General features: G+C 42.9%; 19 protein-coding genes. 10 read left to right on the top strand and 9 right to left on the bottom strand.

Annotated elements, in window-relative coordinates; all coding sequences use genetic code 11:
• The first annotated feature begins 11 nt into the window (after window positions 1–11).
• From kaiC to A4S05_RS07105, 4 genes are all read left to right on the top strand, one after another.
• Window positions 12–1574 carry a circadian clock protein KaiC gene (gene kaiC / locus A4S05_RS07120; protein WP_069069131.1) on the top strand — a complete coding sequence of 521 codons (1563 nt, stop codon included), beginning with the start codon at window positions 12–14 and terminating at the stop codon, window positions 1572–1574.
• A 103-nt stretch (window positions 1575–1677) separates the two neighbouring features.
• Entirely contained in the window at window positions 1678–3870 is a 2193-nt protein-coding gene (locus A4S05_RS07115; RefSeq protein WP_069069130.1) for a TolC family protein, read from the top strand.
• Between the two features lie 244 nt (window positions 3871–4114).
• The gene (locus A4S05_RS07110; protein ID WP_069069129.1) at window positions 4115–4492 is read left to right on the top strand and encodes a hypothetical protein; all 378 of its coding nucleotides are present in this window, start codon (window positions 4115–4117) and stop codon (window positions 4490–4492) included.
• A 362-nt stretch (window positions 4493–4854) separates the two neighbouring features.
• On the top strand, window positions 4855–6546 hold the full coding sequence (locus tag A4S05_RS07105) for an NAD-binding protein (RefSeq protein WP_069069128.1): 1692 nt from the start codon (window positions 4855–4857) through the stop codon (window positions 6544–6546).
• Window positions 6547–6619: 73 nt separating this feature from the next.
• Here A4S05_RS07105 and A4S05_RS07100 read toward each other — a convergent pair whose 3' ends face one another.
• Together A4S05_RS07100 and A4S05_RS07095 are read right to left on the bottom strand one after the other, a co-directional pair.
• Window positions 6620–7585 carry a DNA-methyltransferase gene (locus A4S05_RS07100; RefSeq protein ID WP_256090850.1) on the bottom strand — a complete coding sequence of 322 codons (966 nt, stop codon included), beginning with the start codon at window positions 7583–7585 and terminating at the stop codon, window positions 6620–6622.
• Window positions 7586–7871: 286 nt separating this feature from the next.
• Window positions 7872–8459, bottom strand: coding sequence for a Uma2 family endonuclease (locus A4S05_RS07095; RefSeq protein WP_069069127.1), 588 nt, complete (start codon window positions 8457–8459; stop codon window positions 7872–7874).
• A 122-nt stretch (window positions 8460–8581) separates the two neighbouring features.
• On the opposite strand from A4S05_RS07095, the gene A4S05_RS07090 reads away from it, so the two are divergent.
• Window positions 8582–9025 carry a DUF29 domain-containing protein gene (locus A4S05_RS07090; RefSeq protein WP_069069126.1) on the top strand — a complete coding sequence of 148 codons (444 nt, stop codon included), beginning with the start codon at window positions 8582–8584 and terminating at the stop codon, window positions 9023–9025.
• Between the two features lie 50 nt (window positions 9026–9075).
• On the top strand, window positions 9076–9219 hold the full coding sequence (locus A4S05_RS41400; protein ID WP_176726941.1) for a hypothetical protein: 144 nt from the start codon (window positions 9076–9078) through the stop codon (window positions 9217–9219).
• Between the two features lie 34 nt (window positions 9220–9253).
• Here the strand turns inward: A4S05_RS41400 and A4S05_RS07085 are convergent, their stop codons facing one another.
• From A4S05_RS07085 to A4S05_RS07075, 3 genes are all read right to left on the bottom strand, one after another.
• On the bottom strand, window positions 9254–9487 hold the full coding sequence (locus A4S05_RS07085; RefSeq protein ID WP_069069125.1) for a hypothetical protein: 234 nt from the start codon (window positions 9485–9487) through the stop codon (window positions 9254–9256).
• Window positions 9471–9746 carry a BrnT family toxin gene (locus A4S05_RS07080; RefSeq protein ID WP_069069124.1) on the bottom strand — a complete coding sequence of 92 codons (276 nt, stop codon included), beginning with the start codon at window positions 9744–9746 and terminating at the stop codon, window positions 9471–9473. Before A4S05_RS07080 ends, A4S05_RS07085 begins: the two co-directional genes overlap by 17 nt.
• Window positions 9747–9831: 85 nt before the next feature.
• Window positions 9832–10113, bottom strand: coding sequence for a DUF2281 domain-containing protein (locus A4S05_RS07075; RefSeq protein WP_069069123.1), 282 nt, complete (start codon window positions 10111–10113; stop codon window positions 9832–9834).
• A 258-nt stretch (window positions 10114–10371) separates the two neighbouring features.
• On the opposite strand from A4S05_RS07075, the gene A4S05_RS07070 reads away from it, so the two are divergent.
• From A4S05_RS07070 to A4S05_RS07060, 3 genes are read left to right on the top strand one after another with little or no spacing between them, the layout of a single operon-like run.
• Complete coding sequence (locus A4S05_RS07070; RefSeq protein ID WP_069069122.1) at window positions 10372–10746, top strand: HNH endonuclease; 375 nt, start codon at window positions 10372–10374, stop codon at window positions 10744–10746.
• A 20-nt stretch (window positions 10747–10766) separates the two neighbouring features.
• Window positions 10767–11132, top strand: a complete 366-nt coding sequence (locus A4S05_RS07065; RefSeq protein WP_069069121.1) for a hypothetical protein — start codon at window positions 10767–10769, stop codon at window positions 11130–11132.
• A complete protein-coding gene (locus A4S05_RS07060) occupies window positions 11125–11520 on the top strand; it encodes a hypothetical protein (protein ID WP_069069120.1) in 396 nt (131 codons plus the stop codon). Before A4S05_RS07065 ends, A4S05_RS07060 begins: the two co-directional genes overlap by 8 nt.
• 115 nt (window positions 11521–11635) lie before the next feature.
• On the opposite strand, the gene typA is transcribed toward A4S05_RS07060, so the two are convergent.
• The 4 genes from typA to A4S05_RS07045 form a co-directional block, all read right to left on the bottom strand.
• Window positions 11636–13426 (bottom strand): translational GTPase TypA, encoded by a 1791-nt coding sequence (gene typA / locus A4S05_RS07055; RefSeq protein WP_069069119.1) that lies wholly within the window; start codon window positions 13424–13426, stop codon window positions 11636–11638.
• Window positions 13427–13476: 50 nt separating this feature from the next.
• Window positions 13477–13680, bottom strand: a complete 204-nt coding sequence (locus tag A4S05_RS40100) for a hypothetical protein (RefSeq protein ID WP_141699663.1) — start codon at window positions 13678–13680, stop codon at window positions 13477–13479.
• Window positions 13681–13891: 211 nt separating this feature from the next.
• Complete coding sequence (locus tag A4S05_RS07050) at window positions 13892–14119, bottom strand: hypothetical protein (protein WP_069069118.1); 228 nt, start codon at window positions 14117–14119, stop codon at window positions 13892–13894.
• Between the two features lie 78 nt (window positions 14120–14197).
• Window positions 14198–19213, bottom strand: a complete 5016-nt coding sequence (locus A4S05_RS07045) for a CHAT domain-containing protein (protein ID WP_069069117.1) — start codon at window positions 19211–19213, stop codon at window positions 14198–14200.
• A 207-nt stretch (window positions 19214–19420) separates the two neighbouring features.
• Here A4S05_RS07045 and A4S05_RS07040 point away from each other — a divergent pair, with 207 nt between their 5' ends.
• On the top strand, window positions 19421–21238 hold the full coding sequence (locus tag A4S05_RS07040) for a ShlB/FhaC/HecB family hemolysin secretion/activation protein (RefSeq protein WP_069069116.1): 1818 nt from the start codon (window positions 19421–19423) through the stop codon (window positions 21236–21238).
• Window positions 21239–22109: the final 871 nt, after the last annotated feature.

The raw sequence follows: 22109 nt of genomic DNA, 5'->3' as shown, positions 1-22109 counted from the left end.
CTTATTAAGCAATGACTGAAAACGATCAAGTAGAACCAAAGCAAGCACCAAAAATTGGGGGTGTAGAAAAAATTCGGACGATGATTGAGGGGTTTGACGATATCAGTCATGGTGGTTTACCAATTGGTAGAACCACCTTGATCAGTGGCACATCCGGCACAGGTAAAACTTTATTCTCTCTTCAATTTCTTTATAACGGTATCACCTACTTTGATGAAGCAGGAGTATTTGTAACCTTTGAGGAATCACCGAGTGATATTATTAAAAATGCCCATGTTTTTGGTTGGAATTTGCCGCGCTTAATTGAAGAAGGCAAGTTGTTTATTCTGGATGCATCTCCCGATCCGGAAGGTCAAGATATAGTTGGAAACTTTGACCTTTCTGCACTCATTGAACGCCTGCAATATGCCATCCGCAAATACAAAGCTAAACGAGTTTCAATCGACTCAATAACAGCAGTATTTCAGCAGTATGAAGCGATGGGAGTAGTGCGACGCGAGATTTTTCGCCTGGTAGCCCGTCTCAAACTGCTGAGTGTCACCACTGTAATTACCACTGAACGTAGTGAAGAATATGGGCCAGTTGCCTCTTTTGGAGTAGAAGAATTTGTTTCTGATAATGTAGTAATTGTTCGCAACGTTTTAGAAGGAGAACGCCGCCGTCGCACAATTGAAATTCTCAAATTGCGCGGCACAACTCACATGAAAGGCGAGTATCCTTTCACAATTACTAATGAAGGAGTTAACATCTTTCCACTGGGAGCAATGCGCTTAACTCAACGATCTTCTAATGTTAGGGTATCTTCTGGTGTTAAAACCTTAGATGAAATGTGCGGTGGTGGTTTCTTTAAAGATTCGATTATTTTGGCAACCGGAGCCACAGGTACGGGCAAAACCTTGTTAGTAAGTAAGTTTATTCAAGATGGCTGCCTCAATGGAGAACAGGCGATATTATTTGCTTATGAAGAATCACGCGCCCAACTATCTCGTAATGCTTCCTCTTGGGGAATTGATTTTGAGGAATTAGAAGATCAAGGTTTACTCAAAATAATCTGTACCTATCCCGAATCAACTGGTTTAGAAGACCACTTACAAATTATTAAATCAGAAATTTCTGTCTTCAAACCAACTCGCATCGCCATTGATTCCCTTTCGGCACTAGCTAGAGGAGTGAGCAATAATGCATTTCGGCAGTTTGTAATTGGTGTAACAGGTTATGCTAAACAAGAAGAAATTACTGGTTTCTTTACTAACACAACTGACCAATTTCTGGGAGCGCATTCGATTACTGACTCTCATATCTCTACGATCACCGACACAATTATAATGTTACAGTACGTAGAAATTCGTGGAGAAATGTCGCGGGCAATTAACGTATTTAAAATGAGAGGTTCGTGGCACGATAAGGGAATTCGTGAGTATAATATCACTGCTGACGGGCCCGATATTAAAGATTCTTTCCGGAACTACGAACGGATTATCAGCGGTGCTCCTACTCGCGTTAGTATCGATGAAAAGGCGGAACTTTCTCGCATTGTTAGACGTTTTGAAGACAAACAGAGTTCCGAACCCTAAATTTAGTATCGTAGTATATTCTTTCCTAAGTTTAGTATCGTGCTATATTCTGTGGTGAAGAAAGGTTTTCTGCCGCTAGATTGATTTTCGTGTGAGGGATGCGGTGAAAGGACAGCAATTATTTTTTTATAGCTTCTTACCTGGCGTAACGGCAGCGGTCTTAACAACTCAGCCTGCTTGGGCTGGTACTGCAAAACTAACTGGGTTACAACTGGCGTCTTCTCCTAGCGTTTTGACTTCTACTTATGGTCAAGACTTGGTTGTGGACACCATGAATACACAACTGCCTAAAGGTGCAGATGTTAGTGTTCCGACCATAGTACCTGCTTTTGGTTTCACTAAACTTAGTCTGAAACCTTTAAGTAATAACAGTATTCCAGTATTCACGACTGAAAATACCGTTGTGCCAATAAAACAAGTACTTAAGAAAGACGAAGGTAGATTTTTCAGTTTGACATCTACCTCTAATTCTTCCCAACAGCTTGATGTCAGCCGTTCTGCTCAAAATAACAAAAAACAGAGTAATTCCAGCGAATCTGGGCAGAAATTAAAGAAGATAGTAGTTCCTAACTACACTTTAAAACCCTCTTCTGTCCAAAAAGAAATTTTGTCCCTGTCTTCTGCACAGCAGCCAGTGGCTCAAAAGGTAAATACTGTTACTGAATTACAGACATTTTTACAAACTTCAGCTACAGGTGTGGGTTCAGCAAAACTGTTGTCAGCCCAAAGATGTCCACAGGAATTAGGCAAAAGCAAAACGGATTCCTTGGCTGCTTTGCTAACGGCCTCAAGCACCTGCTTACAACAAAATGCAATTGGCCGCCTAGCTCAGAGCAATACCCCAATTCCGGCAGATTCAACGCCAACTCCCACTGCGCCGGAAACTGTAATTCCTGCACCAGCGGATTCAGTGCAACCTAGCACTGAGCCGAGAACCGTAACTCCTGTGCCGTCAGGGGCGGTGCAAATTCCTGATAACCTGATTCCTAACTCAAATCCTTTGCAATTTCCCACCAAACCGGAGGAAGTGAGACTTCAGGAAAATCAGCCGATTACTTTGGCACAGGCTTTGGAGTTAGCACGGCGTAACAATCGAGATTTACAGGTGACTATATTGGAGCTAGAACGCAATCGATCTGCTCTAAAAGAGGCGCAAGCCGCTTTGTTGCCGACTCTTGATGTTAGTACGGATATTACTCGCAGTCAGTCTGCTGGTAGTCAGCTCTCGTCGGAACTGCAAGAACAACAGACGGGTATAGCATCCCCAGATGAAGCTGGTACATCTTTTTCCGGTCAAGCTCAACTTTCATATAACATTTACACTTCTGGGAGAGTGCGAGCTAGTGTCAGAGCGGCTGAAGAACAGGTACGTTTCAGCGAGTTGGCTGTAGAAACTCAGTCTGAGATAATCCGTTTGAATGTTGCCACTGACTACTACAATCTGCAACAAGCGGATGAACAAGTACGCATTGCCCAGTCGGCTGTGCAAAACTCCGAGGCTAGTTTGCGCGATGCAGAAGCTTTAGAGCGAGCAGGAGTTGGTACACGGTTCGATGTGTTGCGATCGCAGGTGAATTTAGCAAATGCCCAACAAGATTTGACTAATGCTAGATCCCAGCAGACAATTTCCCGTCGTCAATTAGCAACTCGGATAAGTTTGCCGCAAGCGGTAAATATCAGTGCTGCTGACCCTGTACAATTAGCTGGTCTTTGGAACCCGTCGCTAGAACAAAGTATTGTGCTGGCTTTTCAAAATCGCCCCGAACTGCAACAGCAGTTGGCACAACGCAATATCAGTGAGCAACAGCGTCGGCAGGCCCTTGGGGAAATAGGCCCTCAAGTGAGTTTGGTAGCCAGCTATAACCTACTAGATCAGTTCGATGATGGTGTCAGCGTTACTGACGGTTATTCATTGGGAGTTAGAGCAAGCCTAAATTTGTATGATGGAGGAGCAGCAAGAGCAAGGGCGGCTCAATCAAAAGTTAATATTGCGATCGCAGAAACTCAATTTGCTGAACAGCGCAACCAAATTCGCTTTCAGGTAGAACAAGCCTATTCTACCCAGCAATCTAGCTTGGAGAATGTTCAAACCGCTAATACCGCTTTAGAACAAGCTAGAGAAGCTCTACGTTTAGCACGTTTGCGATTCCAAGCTGGTGTCGGCACTCAAACTGATGTCATTAACTCTGAAAACGACCTCACAAGGGCTGAAGGTAATCGAGTCACAGCAATTTTGGATTATAACCGCGCTTTAGCTCAGTTACAAAGGTCTGTTACCCTCAGAGCACTACGCTAGTATTGCTTGACTTACGGCAGTTTTCTTTTGCATGAAGTACAAAGCTATCGGTTTGGCAGAAGGCAGGGGGCAGAAGGCAGGGGGCAGGAGGTAGAAACTCTTTATTTCAGTTACTTGCAAACTGCTGTATCTTCAAATTAAAAATTCTAAAAGCCTCATTGAAAGATGAGGCTTTTTGATAACAAGAATTTTGTGAAATGATGTAGCATAACTGAGTGTTCATCGCTCGCCTTGTCAAAGACTCATGACCAAAGTAACATCTCAAGAAATTGCACAGTTTCGCTCTCAATTAGCAGATGATCCCAGCGATATGGAAGCGCTGGATTTGATTGAAGACTGTGATGGAGATTTAGAAGATGCGGCGATGACGCTAGCTATCCGAGCAGGACAACAACCAGAAAGAGCAAATGCCGAGTGGTTAGATGCTTTGGCTAGAAAATGGCGTGCGGTCATTTGCGAACAAGAATATCGGGAAGATTTGCTGAATACTTCACCTCAAAAGATGATGGAACGTTTAAAAGCAATGCCGACGTTTCCGAAGATTTTGGCAACGCCAGTTTTGATTTATGTCCTCAAGCAAGGCGTAAACAATTTTTGTGAGCCACTAGATTCGCTAAAGTGATCAGCTTATGTAGATTTACTTGTGCGATGCCTGCGGCGGGCTACGCCTACGCGATTTGCAGTTTAATTCAATACAGACGTGAAGAAGGCAGGATTGACATACTCCCCAGCCTTGAAAAGTGGGGATTCTGGGGTAATAAGTAATAAGTAATGAGTAAATACCCATTTCTGATCCACTCATTACTTCTAACTCCTAACTCCTAACTCCTAACTCCTAACTCATTACTCATTACTTTCTTTCTAGTTTCTACCTCTAATTAAAACAATCGTGTTGTCAGCTACAGTTATCTTCCAACAAAGTGGGCAACAATATTAATAAATAACTAGAAATGCAGCCCTACCTGTAAAAGATGCTGCCGTTTCATGAAACCCCGAATTATTGTTTGTGGCTTAGGACGTACCGGATATAAAACCTTTCGTTTGCTGAGACACCAGGGAGCCTTCGTTGTTGGCATTCATCACCAATCTGTCCCCGGCGAAACAGCAGGAGATGTGATTGTTGGCGATTTACAAGCAGCTTCTACCCTAACAGCAGCAGGAGTTCAACAGGCGCACACTTTAGTCATCGCTGGATCTAAAGATGCTCTGAATTTGTCTATTATGATGCAAGCGCGGGTGCTGAATCCCCAGATTCGGATTATCAACCGTTTTTATAATACAAATTTGGGCGAGCGCCTAGATCAAAGTTTGCCAGACCATTTGAGTATGAGTGTTGTCGGATTAGCAGCACCCGTATTCACCTTTGCAGCACTGGGAAACCGAGCGATCGGACAAATCAAATTATTTCAGCAAACTTGGCCGATTCACGAAGAATACATTGATGAAAAGCACTTCTGGAAGGGTCGAAAGCTGAGTGAATTGTGGGAAGACCGATCGCGGATGCTAATTTATTACTTGCCAGTAAAAGGTGAGATGGATTTGGTGTCAGCCGTCATATCTGGACAAGAGATAAAAGTAGGCGATCGCTTAATTGTTGGCACTCAACCCCGCATCCGTTCCCCACGGAGATCATTAATTAGAAAACTGCTAAAAGTCCTGACTAATTTTAGGCAGTTTCAGCAACACGGGCGATCGGTAGTGGTGGGTGCTATTGTCCTATTGGCGGTTATTCTGATTGCTACACTCACCTATATGTCGGCTGAGTTGAGTTTGTCTCCTGTCGATGCTCTATATTTTTCTGTAGGCATGATTACTGGAGCAGGTGGGAATGACAAAGTAGTAGAAAATGCTCCTAACAGTATTAAGTTATTTACCGTTGTGATGATGCTGGTTGGAGCAGTGGTGATTGGTATTTGGTATGCCATGCTCACCGATTTTGTCTTGGGAAGCCGCTTTAAGCAATTTTGGGATGCAGCCCGAATTCCCCAGCGATATCACTACATTGTCTGTGGCTTGAGTGGTATTGGCGTGAGAATTGTTCAGCAACTCCACGCTAGCGGACATGAAGTTGTAGTAGTTGAACCCGACTCCAACAACAAATATATCAACACTGCCCGCGAACTCGGTATCCCCGTGATTCAGGGTGATGCCAGTTTCCGCACAATACTCAAAGCCAGCAATATAGAATCTGCTGCCGCAGTCCTTGCTGTTACTAGCAATGATGCTACCAATCTGGAAATTGCCCTCAAAGCCAAAGGTTTGACACCCAGCATTCCGGTGATTGTTCATTATGCCGATCCTGATTTTGCTGGCATAGCGCAACAGCTATTTGGCTTCGAGGCCGTACTGAGTCCGGCTGAACTAGCCGCCCCAGCCTTTGCCGCCGCTGCACTAGGAGGACGCATCCTTGGCAATGGCATCACAGCGGATAGTCTTTGGGTAGCTTTTGCAACTGTGATCACACCTTCACACGCCTTTTGTGGTCAATGGGTAAAAGATGTAGCTATGTCTGCTGACTGTGTACCTTTATATGTAGAAACAAATCACCAAACTCTTCATGGCTGGGATTTGCTAGAAACTAACCTCAGCGCTGGTGATGTTTTATATATGACAATGCCAGCTACACGGCTATATCAATTGTGGCGGGATGAGCAAGTTCACGAAGCAAATGCTTAAGGCGATCGCAGACAATAGTAATACCATTTCATTGAGTGTCAAATTTAATCTTCATTTACCAAATCCTCTAGCCTCATCGGATAGACTCTCTTCGTTCTGCATTTTTACGATCAAAGGCTATCCATTCTTCCTTTGTCATCCGACGGACATTTTCTAATCGTTTAGTTGCCCAACAGTTGTACTCAATATTTAAATCGCATCCCATCCAACGACGGTTAAGTTGCTCTGCAACCACAAGAGTTGTTCCTGAACCTGAAAATGGGTCAACAACCAAATCTCCTTCATTGGATGATGCAAGAACAAATTTTCTCAATAATTCTTCTGGCTTTTGAGTTGGATGGGGTGTTGTCTCACCCATTCCATTACAAGTAGTAGGAATTTCTATTACGTCTTTAGGTTTTGCACCTCTTGGGTTAGGTGTCCAGTTATTGTGTTTTTTGATTGCTCCTTTTCCATAGGCGCTTGTCTGTGCTTGCGGGTGAGATGGATATTTTAATGTATGTGCCCCATAAGGAATTCGTACATCATCAATACTTACTTTAACGGCATCAGATTTCCGAAAATGAATGATGCTTTCATGAGAACGTCCCCAATCACTACCTAAGTTAGCCTTGTTCTTATAATGCCAAATTAACCAACGACAATTTTTAAAATATTTTGATGCTGGATGCTTTAAATCAGCCAAGATTTCGGAAAAACCACAAATATAAAAAGAGCCAGTTGACTTTAGAATACGTGAAGCTTGACTAATCCATTGAATTGACCACTCAATATATTTCTCTTGATTTTCAAAGTTGTCCCAGTCAGCTTTCTTAATGTTATAAGGTGGGTCAGCAAAAACTAAATCAACGCTTTCATTATCAAGCGATGCAAGCCAATCAATTGAATTACCTTGATAAAGTTGTCCATGAGGATGTGTGTATTGCAGTTGAAATCCTTGGGTTAAAGGTTGCAACTCTTGTTCACTGACTTGTTGCTTTGCGACTCTAATATCTAGGGAAATTTCTGCTATGTTCAACGCACTATTAGAACTGACCATTGTCGTTCATCCTTCGCTACTTACACAAACATCGGGTGTCAAATTATCTTACAGAAGACGCCGTGATCCAGTACCTTTGCAGCAAGATACAATGCGTTAGCGCCGCTTACCGTAGGTATCGCTTTTTATCAGAATACCTGCTGGCTGGCGGATCGCGCTTGGCTTGCACCGTTATAGAATTGATGTCACAACAACCGATGATGTGAAATTACGCATAATGTTATGTGTTTGGCGCTTTCACCAAGTTTGACTACATCTTGTGAGTTTCTGCATAAATCCAGTGATGTCAACTTTTTCGCTGTAACCAAGCAAAAATTTCATCAACAGAGAGCGTCAAATTTAAATCTTCTAACACTGGTAATATATCTTGTCCTGCTAACAAATCTGGTAAATAATTAGGTTGATAAACTAAAATACAGCGTTCACTTGGATCAATCAACCATCCTAGCTGACTGCCATTTCTCAAACAGTGTAAAATATTGCCAGTTACTTTCGTTTGACTTTGAGATGGGTAAAGAATTTCGATGACCCAAGGGGGTGCAAAATCAATCCCGCTGCTAATAATATCACCACTCTCATCCAGTGGTATTTGATTGGTAGAGATCACAACCACATCAGGAACTACTGAACGATTACCGCAGGTACAGCGTAATTCAGGAAAGGCTTCGTAGTTACTGCCCAACGCATCAATTACTGCAACTAAACGTTTTTGCAATAAACTGTGTTTACCTCCTCCCATAGGTTTTTGAATTGCCTCTCCGTTAATATATTCCCAAGCTGGTGACTCTTCAATGTATGGAAGTTTTAAGAACTCTTCTAAAGTCGCGCTTTTTGTAACTGTAATTTTTCCTTGCGTCAACCCAATATTTTTCATAATGTAGAGTCACTTAGGAATTATTGCACAACTTAACAATTTATCTGTATTTTGGTGGTTTGCATCTATAAATTTATAATTGTATATGATTACATTATGTAATGTAGGTAGAAGGTAAAAATATGACAATTACTACCAACTTAAAGCAACTCTATGAAACCGATGAGAATTTATGGTTAGAAGAAACTATTGAATTATTAAAACAAAAACAGTTTAACCAACTTGATTTAGAAAACTTAATTGAGGAATTAATCAGTTTGGGCAAAAGAGATTTAGCTAAAGCCAAAGGTCTTTTAAGGCAAATTATTATTCATATATTATTACTCCAATATTGGCAGATAGAATATGAGAGAAACTATCGTCATTGGATTGGTGAAATCAAAACCTTTAGATATGACTTAAATAATCATTTAACGACGAATTTAATAAACAAGTTACAGGATGATTTAGAGAATATTTATCAAAGTGCGGTTGATTTTGTGAAAATTAAAACCGATTTAACTATTTTTCTAGAAAAGTGTCCTTACACTCTTGTTCAATTACTAGATGATAATTATTTACCTTAAAGATATCAGTCTTATCTGATTTTTGGTAAATCAAAGCAGCACCAAAAGCGATGTCTACGACGGGCTACGCCTACGCAGTTTCACGAATAGCCATCACAATTACTTCTGCAAAAATTTTTATTCTGCTAGTTTACCATCTGAATAATTCTCTATCAGATTACCTGCCTGCTGTCTCAATGATTGCCCCTTCATAAATTTGCTCAAATAATCTGATCTGTCTGATCCAGATCAGGTCGTTGTGTTAGGCTGCTGGCGCTGGGCGACCTGGATTAACAACCTTAATGCCTCATTCACTGCTTCATCGTTGGGAAAAGCTTGGGCAACATCGGGAGCTAAAAGTACTAGGTTCGTTTTTGTACGATACCGTTCAACATATTTACCTCTAACCCCGCTTGCCATTTGAGCGAAGTCGTACTCAGGACGTAATTCATCTTCCATTTCGTTTTCAACTTCCTTGTTCATAAAACCTCTTCTCTTGGCGGGTAGCATTTCGGGCGCTGATAATTCGTATCTTTTCCCCTCTATCAGTATGTGCAACAACTAAAAGTTGTTCAAACCTAGATAAGCCAATAATAACGTAGCGACTTTCTCTAACGGAGTGGTCAGGATCAGGAAAAGTTACGGATAGCGGGTCATTAAATACAGTTGCAGCTTCTTGAAAAGAAACACCATGTTTCTCAAGGTTTAATATCGCTTTATCTGGATTCCATTCAAATTCCATTTACAAATCTTTTTGCCTTTCCTTTGCAGAGTTTAACAGGCTGTTTGTTGATCAAAAGCCAGAACGACTTCTGCATCACACAGGATCATAGCTCTAGCCCTTGTTGCCGATACTTGTTGAGTAGGAGTTGCTGATAGTTGCTGACTGGTTCAGCTGGAGATACCTCTAGCGAATCCACAGCCTCAAACCATTGTGACCATTTTCCCACAAGCATTTCATCAGGCTGACTCTCAGCAATTTTAACTTGATGTTTGTGGATAACAAAATCAATGAAATCGGTCACTTCTTGTAGGAGTGGTTCGGAAAGTTGCTGCAATTTTGCGTTAGCGAAGCTCGCCGAAGGCATCGCAGTTTCACGAATAGTCATGATAATTGCCTTTTTCAGTCCTCTTCATTTTTACTCAAAAATTTGACTAAATGTACGGCAATGGCGATCGTTTTTTGTAAGAATACCTGCTGGCTAGCGATGTCTTCTACGACAAGCTATGCCTACGCACTTGGCTTATACTGACATTGAAGAAGTGATGACACCCAAAGAAAGAAATAATCGTACTGTAATATCTATAGTTTTGCACAAACACAGGGAATCATAGATTTAAGGATGATATGAATTAATTGAGATTTTATGGGTAACGACTCAGCAGACAACCTAGTTAAGCTTTACAGTGAGATGGTAGTACTTCTTAAACAAGAGGAAGTAATTCGTAGAGAGACTGAAGAGAAACTATTAAACGCAAAAGCAGCCATTGATCCGAGAAAGGAATTTAATAAATGGCTCAAAACAAATACTGGAAAAACTTGGAAACTTAAGCAGTTCGATTATCAGGATAGTAAGTGTGCTGCTTGCAGAGATCCTCTTCGTTTCGCGGATGCAGTTGTTCACCATGTTCTTCCGCTCAAAGATTTTGGCTCTGCTGCAAACAAACCTGAGAATTTTAAGTTATTACACCCTGGTTGCAATCTTGCTATTGGAACCAAAATTGTTGATTTTTCTGATTAATCAAGGAGAAATTTTTAAATATGGCTAATGATTCGCTTATCAAGCAAGTTGCTAATGAATTTGGGTGGTCACAAGCTGATGTCAGGAGAGCTATTGATGCTTCTCAGGACGAAGTTATCAATAAAGACGAAGTTATTTTGTGCGTGATTCGGTATGCTGGTCCGGCTTTGCTCAAGCGCAATCGTGAACTAGGGCAACAGAAAAAGATCAGTAATCAACAGAAAGAAATGATTGCAAGCCTTGTTGAACAACTCACAAATATTCAGAATTTCTACGCTGCTCAGGTTGTTCCTGCTTTAAAGGCTACAATTGATGCACAGGCTACATATATTACAGACCTTCTGAGGCAGGTATCTGGAAAAAACCAAGGAGGTTCAAATGGGTAGTAATGCTGAAAGGTTGACAAAGCTTCATTTGCAAGTTTTTGGTCTTTCCGACTACATAATTAAGCAAATTTTTAAGAATCTAGATGCTGTGTCCACAAAAGCTGGATTGAAAGAATATGCTATACCTGATGTAATCACTTCTGTTGAGGTAAGGTTAGCAAATCCTAAAATTCAAGCAGAGAGTCGGATGAAGCTTCAAAAAGTTCTGACTTTCTTGAAGGAAGAGTCTAATGTTATTTCAGTTGATTTCCTGAAGGGATTGTCTCCTGACAAGAAAATAGAGGTACTTCGTAGCCGCATCCAGGAGTTAGAAAGTGAAGAGCAAGTTATGAATGACGAAACCTCCCAGATTTTAACGCAAGCCCGGAAAATGGTAGCAGGTAAATAAGTATTGATACTCAGTATAGACTTCAGACTAAGTTTTAACTGATAACTTAAACCGCCTTATAGCAAAATAAAAAGCCCGCATTTGCGGGCTTTTTAAATCAACTAAGTAACTAAACTTACCGTTTCGCCAACTTCTTCGACATCTTCCGCAGACGAATTGATTGGGGTGTAACTTCCACCAATTCATCGGGGCCGATGTATTCCAAAGCACGCTCTAGGCTCATGTCTATTGGTGCTTGCAACTGAACCAATTCATCGCCACCAGCAGCCCGGTGGTTAGTTAACTGCTTGGTTTTACAGATATTCAATTCCAAATCTTGGGAACGATTGTGTTCTCCCACGATCATGCCTCTGTAAACCTTTGTGCCTGGAGTAATAAAGAATGCTCCTCTATCTTCGGCATTTCTCATGGCGTAGAAGGTAGAAACACCCTCTTCAAAGGAGATTAAAACACCTTTGTTACGGGCTTCAATGTCACCACTAAGTTGACGGTAGTCTAAGAAACTGTGGTTCATGATGCCTTCGCCACGAGTCATCCGCATGAATTCACCCCGGAAACCAATCAAACCACGGGCGGGTATGACAAACTCTAACTGGGTGCGATCGCCACTACCTGGTTGCATATCTTGCATTTCGCCTTTGCGTTGTCCCAGGCGTTCAATACAGCTACCCACAGCATCACCAGGAATGTCTAATACCAAGAGTTCAAAAGGTTCGCAAGGTTGACCGTTGATTTCGCGGTAAATTACCTGTGGCTGAGATACCTGGAACTCGAAGCCTTCCCGGCGCATGGTCTCAATTAAGATACCCAGGTGGAGTTCTCCACGACCGGAAACGAGGAATTTATCGGGAGAATCGGTTTCTTCGACACGCAAAGCAACGTTGGTTTCAAGTTCGCGGAATAAGCGATCGCGTATTTGTCTTGATGTTACCAACTTGCCTTCTTGACCAGCAAAGGGCGAATCATTCACCCAGAAGGCCATTTGCAAGGTTGGTTCATCCACTTTAATTAGTGGTAAAGCTTGCGGTTCATTGGGGTCAGTAATCGTTTCTCCAATATAAGCATCAGCGAAACCAGCCACCGCCACAATATAACCTGCGGTTGCTTCTTCCATCTCTACGCGCTTCAGTCCATCAAAGCCCATCAACTTGGTAATTTTACCCTTGACAATGGTGCCATCTTCTGTAACTAAAGCTGCTTGCTGTCCTGAGCGGATAGTACCGTTGTGAATTCTGCCAATCACAATCCGTCCCAGATATTCAGAATAATCTAGGGTTGTAACTTGCAATTGCAGAGGCTTATTGCTGTCGCCTACTGGTGGTGGAACGTGTTGCAGAATCGCGTTAAACAGGGGTTGCATATCTACCGATTCTGCTTCCAAGCTTTCCTTGGCGAAACCTGCCATACCAGAGGCAAACAGATAGGTAAAATCACACTGGTCTTCGTCTGCCCCTAATTCCAAGAACAGATCCAAAACTTTATCGACAGCAACGTGGGGGTCAGTTTTACCACGGTCGATTTTGTTGATAATAACAATGGGGCGCAGCCCTTTTTCTAAAGCTTTTTTGAGGACAAAGCGTGTTTGGGGCATGGGGCCTTCATTGGCATCGACAATTAGAAGACATCCGTCAACCATGCCGAGTACGCGTTCAACTTCGCCACCAAAGTCAGCGTGTCCAGGAGTATCAACAATATTGATTAGCGTTTCTTTGTAGCGAACTGCTGTATTTTTGGACAGGATAGTAATACCCCGTTCCCGTTCTAGGGCGTTGGAGTCCATAACGCAATCCGGAACGTCTTCGCCTTCGCGGAAAATGCCGGATTGTTTGAGGAGTGCGTCAACCAGCGTGGTTTTGCCGTGGTCAACGTGGGCGATAATTGCGACGTTGCGAATTGGGAGCGTCATAGAAACTTTTGGTGAACTCTAGAGGGGGTTTTAAGATTTACATTTGAATGCTAGGCTGTTTTAACAGAACTGGGGATGATCAGCAAATTCTGTAAAGAACCTTTAACAATTCTAGCGTAATCGTCACAATTGCGGGGAGTTTTGTAAACCCCACAATGGAAAAGTGTGGTAATTACGGTGTTAGTGGGACAAAAAAAGCTTCTGTTACAAACAGATATTGTGTGAAGGGCGGTATTGCTTTTGTCATTGGTCATTTGTCATTGGTCATTGGTCATTGGTACATACCCCGTCTCTTGTGGGCGGAAAAACTTAGTCTTTCATCTGACTAATTCAAAGCACGTTCAAGAGTGGGCGTGGTTTCTCTTGGACAAATGACAAATGACTAATGACAAATGACAAATGACTAATGACAAATGACTAATGACAAATGACTAATGACTAATGACAAATGACTAATGACTAAAATTAATCTTGCTTTAAACCACAGCCTAAACAACGCATACAAACAAAGAAAGCCGCTACAACTGAGATAATCTCAAATACCAATTGAAATGACAAGGGAGCTAGAGAAAATCCCCAAATTAGAGCAATTGTCCCAGTTACCATCGCCGCAATGCGATGAATTTCGTCTTTACTTCTCCAAGCAAATAAAAAAATTCCTAAACCCAATAATAGTAAGACTAAACTACTCATAAATATATTTATTACTTAGAAGCTAAAGGTCAATTGTCTAAAGCTGAAATGCTGACAAAAATTGTTACTTTTCCCAGCTCACCAAGGATTACCAACCATTGTGAATCCAGCCCAATAATAAGGATGCATAAGTGATTGTTCAGCTTCATCAACACTGTCAGTCGGTAAAGGCAAGTTCCCGACTACTCCCAAACCTTGTAATTGACCATTCTTTACATAAATCTGCCCTTTAGCCATACCTACCTGAGCCTGTCTAAGAGCTTCTGCCTTAATTGGAGCCGTCTTCAAGTTCTCATAAAATTTTGTCATCAATGCTGCTGTACCAGCATCACTGACCGACCAAAGACTAGCAACAGTAGTTTTCACACCTGCTAGCACTGCTAAACCCGCAAATCCCAGTTCGGACTCTTCATCCCCCAAGGCTGTTCTACAAGCACTCAACACCAGCATTTCAACTTCGGGTTCATTCAAGCGCAACTGTCGTAATTGGTTTAAGCGTAACTTGTCTTCCCACAGTTGAATATAGGAATTACTCAAAGCGCCGGTAGCAAAATCGGCATGGGTTGCCATGTGAATAATTCCAAAAGGTTGTTGGCGGCGGATAGTTTTGAGATTTTCTAAGGTGGCTTGCTTGTCTAACAATAACTTGCCCTGCCAGAGTTTAGACACCAGTGTTGATAACTCAAGGGGAACTGCTGGTAAAGGCTCTTGTCCTTGAGTACTCTGAGAAACCCCCAAGGCTAAAATTTGAGATTTTTTAATGTCTTTATAAAGGGTATTACTCAAACTAAGACTGGGCATCAAACCAATACTGTATTTTTCTACTAAAAACCCCTGACCATCATGAAGTGCTGCCATTGGAGTTGAACGTAACCCAATATCTGGCAAAAATACCAGATTGTTGATTTCTCTTGCCTGCAAATCCGCCTCTAATGGTGCAATAATCCAGCGATAAAGTTGTTGAGATGAACGCAAATAACCAGTGCGGCGACGGTTTTGTGGACTAACAATTTGGTCACGAAATTCTTGAGCTACTTGGAGAACTTTGGCTCTGGTCGTTCCTGGGATGCGCTTGCGGATAGGATCGCCTTTTCCTGTTACTACCACTATTTCTAGTTCGTCGCTATCTTGTTCTGCGAGGATATTCAGCTTTTTAGTTCTCTCTGGTACGATTTCCACAGGAACAAAACTGATGTAGATAAATGCAGGTTTTACACCAGTAGCTTCCTCAATTTTGCGAGCAATTTCTTTGGCATCATCTAGTGTTTTGATTCTAGGGGTGGGTATGCCTAAATGGTCGCCAAAATCGTCTGTGAATTTATCTTCGGGGGTAGCATCGGTGTTAATCACAGGGTCACCAATCTTAGGATCTGGGTTACCTGGGTTAGGTGGGTTACCTGGACTGCACTGGAATGAGCAGGGCTGAGGATCGGGAATTTCAGGAGGAATCTCAGGAGGAATTTCAGGAGGAATTTCAGGAGGAATTTCAGGCACATTCACGTTAATTGCTACCTGTACAGGTTCTGAGGATGAAACAACATCTCTCGCTCTTAGTGTGAATACATTGATTAGCCCTGTACTATCAGTTGGTGGTGTGTAATTTAATGTTTCACCTATAGTTAATGTGTCTCCCGCAGCTAAAACCGTATCGCCCCGTCTCAAGGTTCCTGCTTGGATGGCATCAATGACAACGGTGGTATTATCTAGATTGACATCGCTAGTGCTGCCAGTAAATGTGAAGCTTAAAGTTTGATTGGCGAGAGCGTCGAATGAAAGAAGCGTGTTTGTTGTCAGCGTCGGCGGGGTGTTTACGGATGTAATGGTAATGCTGGCTGGGGTGCCACTGGCATCTCCGCCAGTTGGCAAGACTGGAAAGTTACCTGCATTGATGGTTGTACCGCCTCCGGTATCAATTATTCCGGCTGTGCCATTGGTACTCGTGGCGTCACCGACTATAAATGGTACATTATCTGGGCCACCATCATGCTGAATTCTGACATCACCCCCGGCAATGCTAATAAATCCTGCTTCACTGAAAGGGGTTAAAAAAGCTCTACGTGTGTTGATGGTAGTACCTGTCCCTGTTCCTTGAACTAGTCCGTTTGTCAACACTTGCACATTGCCACTGGTCAGAGTACCTTGAGCCGAGGATACAGCCTGTGTGTTGATGGTTGTAAAACGAATTGTGCTGCCAGCAGTATTGTTAGTTTCTAGGGTGACGCTGCCAGCTGTGGCTGCTTCTGTATCAAATCCGGTGGCGATCGCTGAAGCATTAATAGCGTCATTCACCGTAATATTATTTGTAGCGCTTAAGCTGACTGCACCGCCTGTAGCACTTGTATCACCATCCACTCCGGTGGTGCTGGCTGAGGTATTAATACCTCCATTAACAGTGATATTATCTGTGGCAGTTAAGGTGACTGCACCAGCCGTGCCAGTAAATTGGCCACCTCCTTCTTTGACTAAAGACGAATTAATTGCTCCTGTGGTGATACTGCCGCCTGTAGTTGTTGCTACGACACTGCCAGCCGTACCTGAGCCAGCTGCATCAGTGGAAGAGGAATTAATGGTGTTTGTGATAATGTCACCACCCGCAGACAAATTGACATTACCCGCAGAGTAACCCCCGCCAGTGGTAATAATGTTACCTACTGTGATGCCATTAATCGCAGATAAATTCACGTTGCCAATAGTTCCACCACCATTACTTGTATCTAAATTTCCTAATAATAAGCTGGCTCCCGAAATATTTATTGCTCCTCCGGTTGTTGCGATCGTGTTGGTAGGATCAACAAAGTTTACAGAACCAGTTTGTGAAGAGAGGCTGAAGCTACCGCCATTACCCAAGTTTAAAGTAGCAACACCATCAGTAGTGACTCCGGGTGTCGCTCCGGTGATGTCATTGATGGTAATATTTCCTGTGGCTTGTAAGTTGATATTTGCACCTGAAAGTGCGATCGCACCCCATGAAACGGTATTCGCCCCAATATCTGCATCGCCAAAGGCAATATTGCCAGCCGTGCCATCAAAAGTCCCTGCTCCGCCATCGATAATTGTCAATGTGCTGGGGTCTAGTAATAAAGTCCCAAAACTGCCATTGGCTGCTGAAGTATCTACCAAACCATTGAAGGTTAAGAAATTTTTGCCTGATACTTCTACAAAACCACCATTTCCGGCATTTGCTCCTCCACGAGCCGAAATGTTACCAAAAAACTGGGTTGTGTCGTTGCCCCAAACAATTACCTGTCCGCCATTTCCATTCAAATTGCTATCGGCATTAATGACGGATTTTGAGTCCACATAAGTCTGCTCTGCGTTGGGTAAAGTTCCGTTACCTTGGTAATCACCGCCAATTAGTACAGTACCGCCGCTATTGGTTCCAGAGGCGTTAATATTGGCATCAACCACCGCGACTTTTTTACCCAAAGCCGTTATAGTACCGCCTGTTTGACTTGATGTATCTACTCTGCCAGAAACAATCGTTGTACCTGGATCTGTGGGAATTTTTACATTAGAACCTGTCAGTTGTACAGTTCCATCGGCATTGGCAGTTAATCCAGTGTTCCCAACTGTGAGCAATTCTGGTAAAGATGCAATAGGAATTGTCCAGTTATTGGGTTGGTTGCTACTAAAGGCGAGGGGCTGAATTTCCAGACTCAACAGATTTCCTGGCTGACTGAGACGCACCCAATTTTGTCCTGGTACAGATGTGATAGAAATTTGTCCTCCCGGTGCTGAAAGTTGCCCGGTGTTGACTACAGTACCACCCAATAAATTCAAATTTTGCCCAATACCTACTGCCAAATTTCCAGAATTTGCGATCGCCCCCGGTTGGTTCATACTAAAGGCAAATCCGTTAGGGGTTCCAACTAAAGTAGTGTAATCATTTACACCGATGGCGTTGAACCAACTGCTGCCAAAGCCTATGCCGTTGGCTGTTGTCACCGTGAAAGCACTAGGCACATTTAAACTGGCATTTGCTCCAAACATAAATCCGGCTGGATTCATTAAGAAGAGGTTCGGATTGCCACCTGTTACCTGAATTAAGCCATTGATAACCGAGGCATTTCCGCCTGTAATTCGACCAAGAATATTTTGCAGCGCCGGACTGGCTTGGAAGTTGGCGATTTGTTCTGGCGAAATTCCAAATTGTTGAAAGCTGTGGAAGAGGTTAACACCATCAGGAGAAGTTGTACCGCCGGTAATATCAAGTCGATTGCCATCAGGTGTAACAATTGTGTTTGTACCATCGACAGCAGGGATAATTTGTTGTGCTTGGGCACTCACCAGAGGCACAATAGCTAACAGGGAAGCGGCGATGGTGGAAAGTAGAGGTTTTTTGCGCCGTAATATGAAGCGACCTGCGGGTAATTCTACATCGATTTGTAACTTATCTGCTAATCCGCGCCGCCAAAGTGCTTGTGCGATCGCCCGCTTAGAGGAGAGAATTTGTTCTGTTCTTCTGCTAATAGAGATGCTTTGAGAATGAATTCGGTAGAGGTAAAGTGGCTCTTGAACGCGGCGGACTTGAGCTATTTCTGAAAGTCGCAGACAAATGTCATAATCATAAGCACAGCGGAACGATTTGTTAACACCTCCCACCCGGTCGTAAACTGACCGCCGCATCAGGCGGAAGTGAAACGTCATGAAGTTTACTAACAGACCTTTTTGGGAGTAGGCAATACTACAGCGATCGCCATAACCAAGAACTTTGCCATCTCGATCAATATTTAAGTAGTCGGTGTAAACAAATCCCGTTTCTGGATGGCTGTTGAGGATTTTAGCAGTTTGGGTAAGGGCGGTAGGGGCTAGGATATCATCACTGTCAAGTATACCGATGTAAGTGCCGCTAGTTTGGCTGATTGCTACCTTACAAGCCGCAGCAACTCCTTGATGGTGTGCTTGGATTACCCGCACTCGTCCATCTTGTTGAGCATACGCGTGAGCGATCGCCACTGATCCATCTGTAGAGCCATCATCCCAAATGAGTAGCTCCAAGTTTTGCCATGTCTGCGTTAAGACGCTAGCGATCGCTTCTTCAAGGTAAGCTTCCCGGTTGTAATTGACGATGACAATGGATATCAGTGGTGACATCGAAGTATTCCCAAGTTTTTTACCTATCACCACAATATAATGCTAAGGACTATCACTTAGAAGAAATTGTTATTACTTATAGTTTTAGTTACAAATCTTTTAAAATCTGAATATCAAAAATATGATATTGAAATACTCATGTACCGATAACATACTCAAAAACCAAAATCAGCCCAGTCCTTAGATAAGGCACCCCACTGAGGAGAAATGAGAAAAGAAACAGAAACTAGTGTTAAGCCGAAAGCAATGACTCAGGCAAGAATTGTCTATTTCTCTCATCAGTTAGACACTTGGCGGAGTTTGGCAGCTACTAAATGGAATAAGCACAGTTTCAGTTTTCAGTGTGGCTTCCTAATTCTGCCTGCGGTCTGGATTGTCACTGCAAATGGACTTAGAGCTACAGCAAATAACTTTACACCAGACTCGGCTCAAAATAGCAGTCAGCCAGAGTTACAAATCGTACAAGAAACAGAACCTTCCCCAATAAGTGTCCCGAATCAACCAGAAACACCACAACGCATTCGGGTTCGCAAAATCCAGGTTGTAGATAGCACAGTATTTAACGAAACTGATTTTAATCCAGTTGTGCAACCGTTTGAAGAACGGGACTTGACTTTAGAAGAAATCAGACAAGCCGCAGATGCTATTACCCAGCTTTACTTAAATAAAGGCTATATAAATTCCAGAGCGGTTCCAGACACTCAACAACCTAGTACCGCCGATGGTGTTGTAGTAATTCGGGTAATTGAAGGGCGTTTGACAGAGATTGACATCGAAGGGACACGGCGATTAAACCCTTCTTATATTCGGAGTCGCATTCAACTAGGTGCTGGTACTCCTCTCAATACTGGTAAGCTCGAAGAACAATTGAAACTGTTGCGACTTGATCCCTTATTTACAAATGTGGAAGCACGTCTGCGTCCAACAGGTAAGGTTGGTCAAAGTATTCTCATTGTCAGAGTTGAAGAGGCACAATCTTTAATTGGTAGCTTGGGTGTAGATAATTATTCGCCTCCCAGTATTGGGGCGGAAAGATTGGGGGTTGAATTGCGATCGCGCAATTTAACCGGTATGGGAGATGAGTTAGCTGGCTCATATTACCACACCCTCTCTGGTGGTTCCGATGCCTTTGATTTTAGCTATCAAGTTCCCGTTAACGCCATGAACGGCAAAGTGCAGATTAGAGCCGCATTTAACCGCAACGAAATCACTGAGCCACCCTTTGATGCGCTTGGGATTCGGGCAAACCAGGATCTTTATGAAATCAATTATCGCCAACCATTGATGCGATCGCCCAGAGAAGAATTTGCCCTATCTTTAGGATTTACCTATCAAGATGGTCAAACTTTCCTTTTTGATGATCTTGCAACCCCCTTTGGTATTGGGCCTGATGCCAATGGCGTGAGCCGCACCAGTGTAATTAAATTTGGTCAAGATTATATCAGGCGCGAACCTCAAGGAGCTTGGTTTTTGCGATCGCAATTTAGTTTTGGCATAGATATATTAGATGCAACTATCAACAATGACCCCATCCCCGATGGTCGCTTTTTCAGTTGGCTAGGACAAGTCCAGCGCGTGCAGCAACTCAGCAACGATCATCTATTGTTGATTCAAGCAGACTTGCAGCTAACACCAGATAGCCTTTTACCTTCACAGCAATTCGTTATTGGCGGTGGCCAGTCAGTCAGGGGATATCGCCAAAATATCCGTTCTGGGGATAATGGATTTCGAGTAGCGATCGAAGATCGGATCACAGTGCAGCGCAACGAATCTGGAATATCCACAATTCAACTTGCGCCATTTCTGGACATGGGAGCCGTCTGGAATAAATCTAATAATCCCAACCAGCTACCCGATCAGACTTTTTTGGTGGGTGCAGGTCTAGGATTATTATGGAATCAGGCAATGGGAATTGATAATCTGTTTTTGCGGCTCGATTATGGATTTCCATTTATCGATCTTAGCGATCGCGGTAATAACGCTCAGGATGATGGTTTTTACTTTAGCCTCCGCTATCAACCCTAAGAGGATGTTTGAAGGAGGAGGCAGAAGGCAGGAGGCAGGAGGCAGGAGGCAGAAGGTTTTTTTCACTTATAGGATTCAAACCCCTCCTGAAAAAGAGCCACAAAACTAGAATTTTTGGAGTTCTTGTCTTTAACCGAATGGCACTAAGAAAAACCCAAAAGCATGTGTCGTCTCGTTCCCAGCCTCCAGGCTGGGAATGTATTTAAAAGAGGCTCTGCCTCAATTCAAGCTACTGGAGGCGGAGCCTCCCAGAATGGATTCCCAGCCTCCAGGCTTGTTCCAGTCAGAACAAGGGCTGTATCTTTTCTTAGTGCCATTAACCCTTGCTCCATTAGGTCGCGGGCTGTTACAGATAGCGCAGCGGTAGCTCAGGAAAGGAGCGTCGGGCAGTTTTCCTCTACTCTTGACTGCCCGACGCTCGCGGACTCGCTAACGCTGCGCTATCTGCCTCCAACATCCTCGATAAAGCAAATCAATACATTTCAGATAAGACCAAAACACTTGTAGAGACGGCGATTTATCGCGTCTTGTAGAAACGGCGATTTATCGCGTCTTGAAAACCCAAAATTGTTGCCAGTAGCCCTTAACCCAAACGTATTGGATTAAAGATGTGAGTCAAAAACCCTTGATTGCTTTCTCATTTCGGTAGATTCAGCAAGCAAAAAGGCATATTGCTTTCTCAAAACCCTTGATTGCTTTCTCATTTCGGTAGATTCAGCAAGCAAAAAGGCATATTACTTTCTCAAAACTCTTGATTGCTTTCTCATTTCAGTAGATTCAGCAAGCAAAAAGGCATATTGCTTTCTCAAAACCCTTGATTGCTTTCTCATTTCGGTAGATTTAGCAAGCAAAAAGGCATATTGCTTTCTCA

Origin of the sequence: Nostoc sp. KVJ20, assembly GCF_001712795.1 — a bacterium.
In the GTDB taxonomy this organism is placed as follows: domain Bacteria; phylum Cyanobacteriota; class Cyanobacteriia; order Cyanobacteriales; family Nostocaceae; genus Nostoc.
Note: the sequence above shows the minus strand (reverse complement) of the source record. Positions and strands in the feature narration are given on the sequence as shown.

Coding starts and splice junctions, on each gene's coding strand:
- A4S05_RS07065 (WP_069069121.1), top strand. CDS start 10,767: ATGGCTAATGATTCGCTTATCAAGCAAGTTGCTAATGAATTTGGGTGG.
- A4S05_RS07100 (WP_256090850.1), bottom strand. CDS start 7,585: ATGGTCAGTTCTAATAGTGCGTTGAACATAGCAGAAATTTCCCTAGAT.
- typA (WP_069069119.1), bottom strand. CDS start 13,426: ATGACGCTCCCAATTCGCAACGTCGCAATTATCGCCCACGTTGACCAC.
- A4S05_RS07105 (WP_069069128.1), top strand. CDS start 4,855: ATGAAACCCCGAATTATTGTTTGTGGCTTAGGACGTACCGGATATAAA.
- A4S05_RS40100 (WP_141699663.1), bottom strand. CDS start 13,680: ATGACCAATGACAAAAGCAATACCGCCCTTCACACAATATCTGTTTGT.
- A4S05_RS07045 (WP_069069117.1), bottom strand. CDS start 19,213: ATGTCACCACTGATATCCATTGTCATCGTCAATTACAACCGGGAAGCT.
- A4S05_RS07095 (WP_069069127.1), bottom strand. CDS start 8,459: ATGAAAAATATTGGGTTGACGCAAGGAAAAATTACAGTTACAAAAAGC.
- A4S05_RS07110 (WP_069069129.1), top strand. CDS start 4,115: ATGACCAAAGTAACATCTCAAGAAATTGCACAGTTTCGCTCTCAATTA.
- A4S05_RS07085 (WP_069069125.1), bottom strand. CDS start 9,487: ATGAACAAGGAAGTTGAAAACGAAATGGAAGATGAATTACGTCCTGAG.
- A4S05_RS07075 (WP_069069123.1), bottom strand. CDS start 10,113: ATGACTATTCGTGAAACTGCGATGCCTTCGGCGAGCTTCGCTAACGCA.
- A4S05_RS07040 (WP_069069116.1), top strand. CDS start 19,421: ATGAGAAAAGAAACAGAAACTAGTGTTAAGCCGAAAGCAATGACTCAG.
- kaiC (WP_069069131.1), top strand. CDS start 12: ATGACTGAAAACGATCAAGTAGAACCAAAGCAAGCACCAAAAATTGGG.
- A4S05_RS07080 (WP_069069124.1), bottom strand. CDS start 9,746: ATGGAATTTGAATGGAATCCAGATAAAGCGATATTAAACCTTGAGAAA.
- A4S05_RS07060 (WP_069069120.1), top strand. CDS start 11,125: ATGGGTAGTAATGCTGAAAGGTTGACAAAGCTTCATTTGCAAGTTTTT.
- A4S05_RS07070 (WP_069069122.1), top strand. CDS start 10,372: ATGGGTAACGACTCAGCAGACAACCTAGTTAAGCTTTACAGTGAGATG.
- A4S05_RS41400 (WP_176726941.1), top strand. CDS start 9,076: ATGTCTACGACGGGCTACGCCTACGCAGTTTCACGAATAGCCATCACA.
- A4S05_RS07090 (WP_069069126.1), top strand. CDS start 8,582: ATGACAATTACTACCAACTTAAAGCAACTCTATGAAACCGATGAGAAT.
- A4S05_RS07050 (WP_069069118.1), bottom strand. CDS start 14,119: ATGAGTAGTTTAGTCTTACTATTATTGGGTTTAGGAATTTTTTTATTT.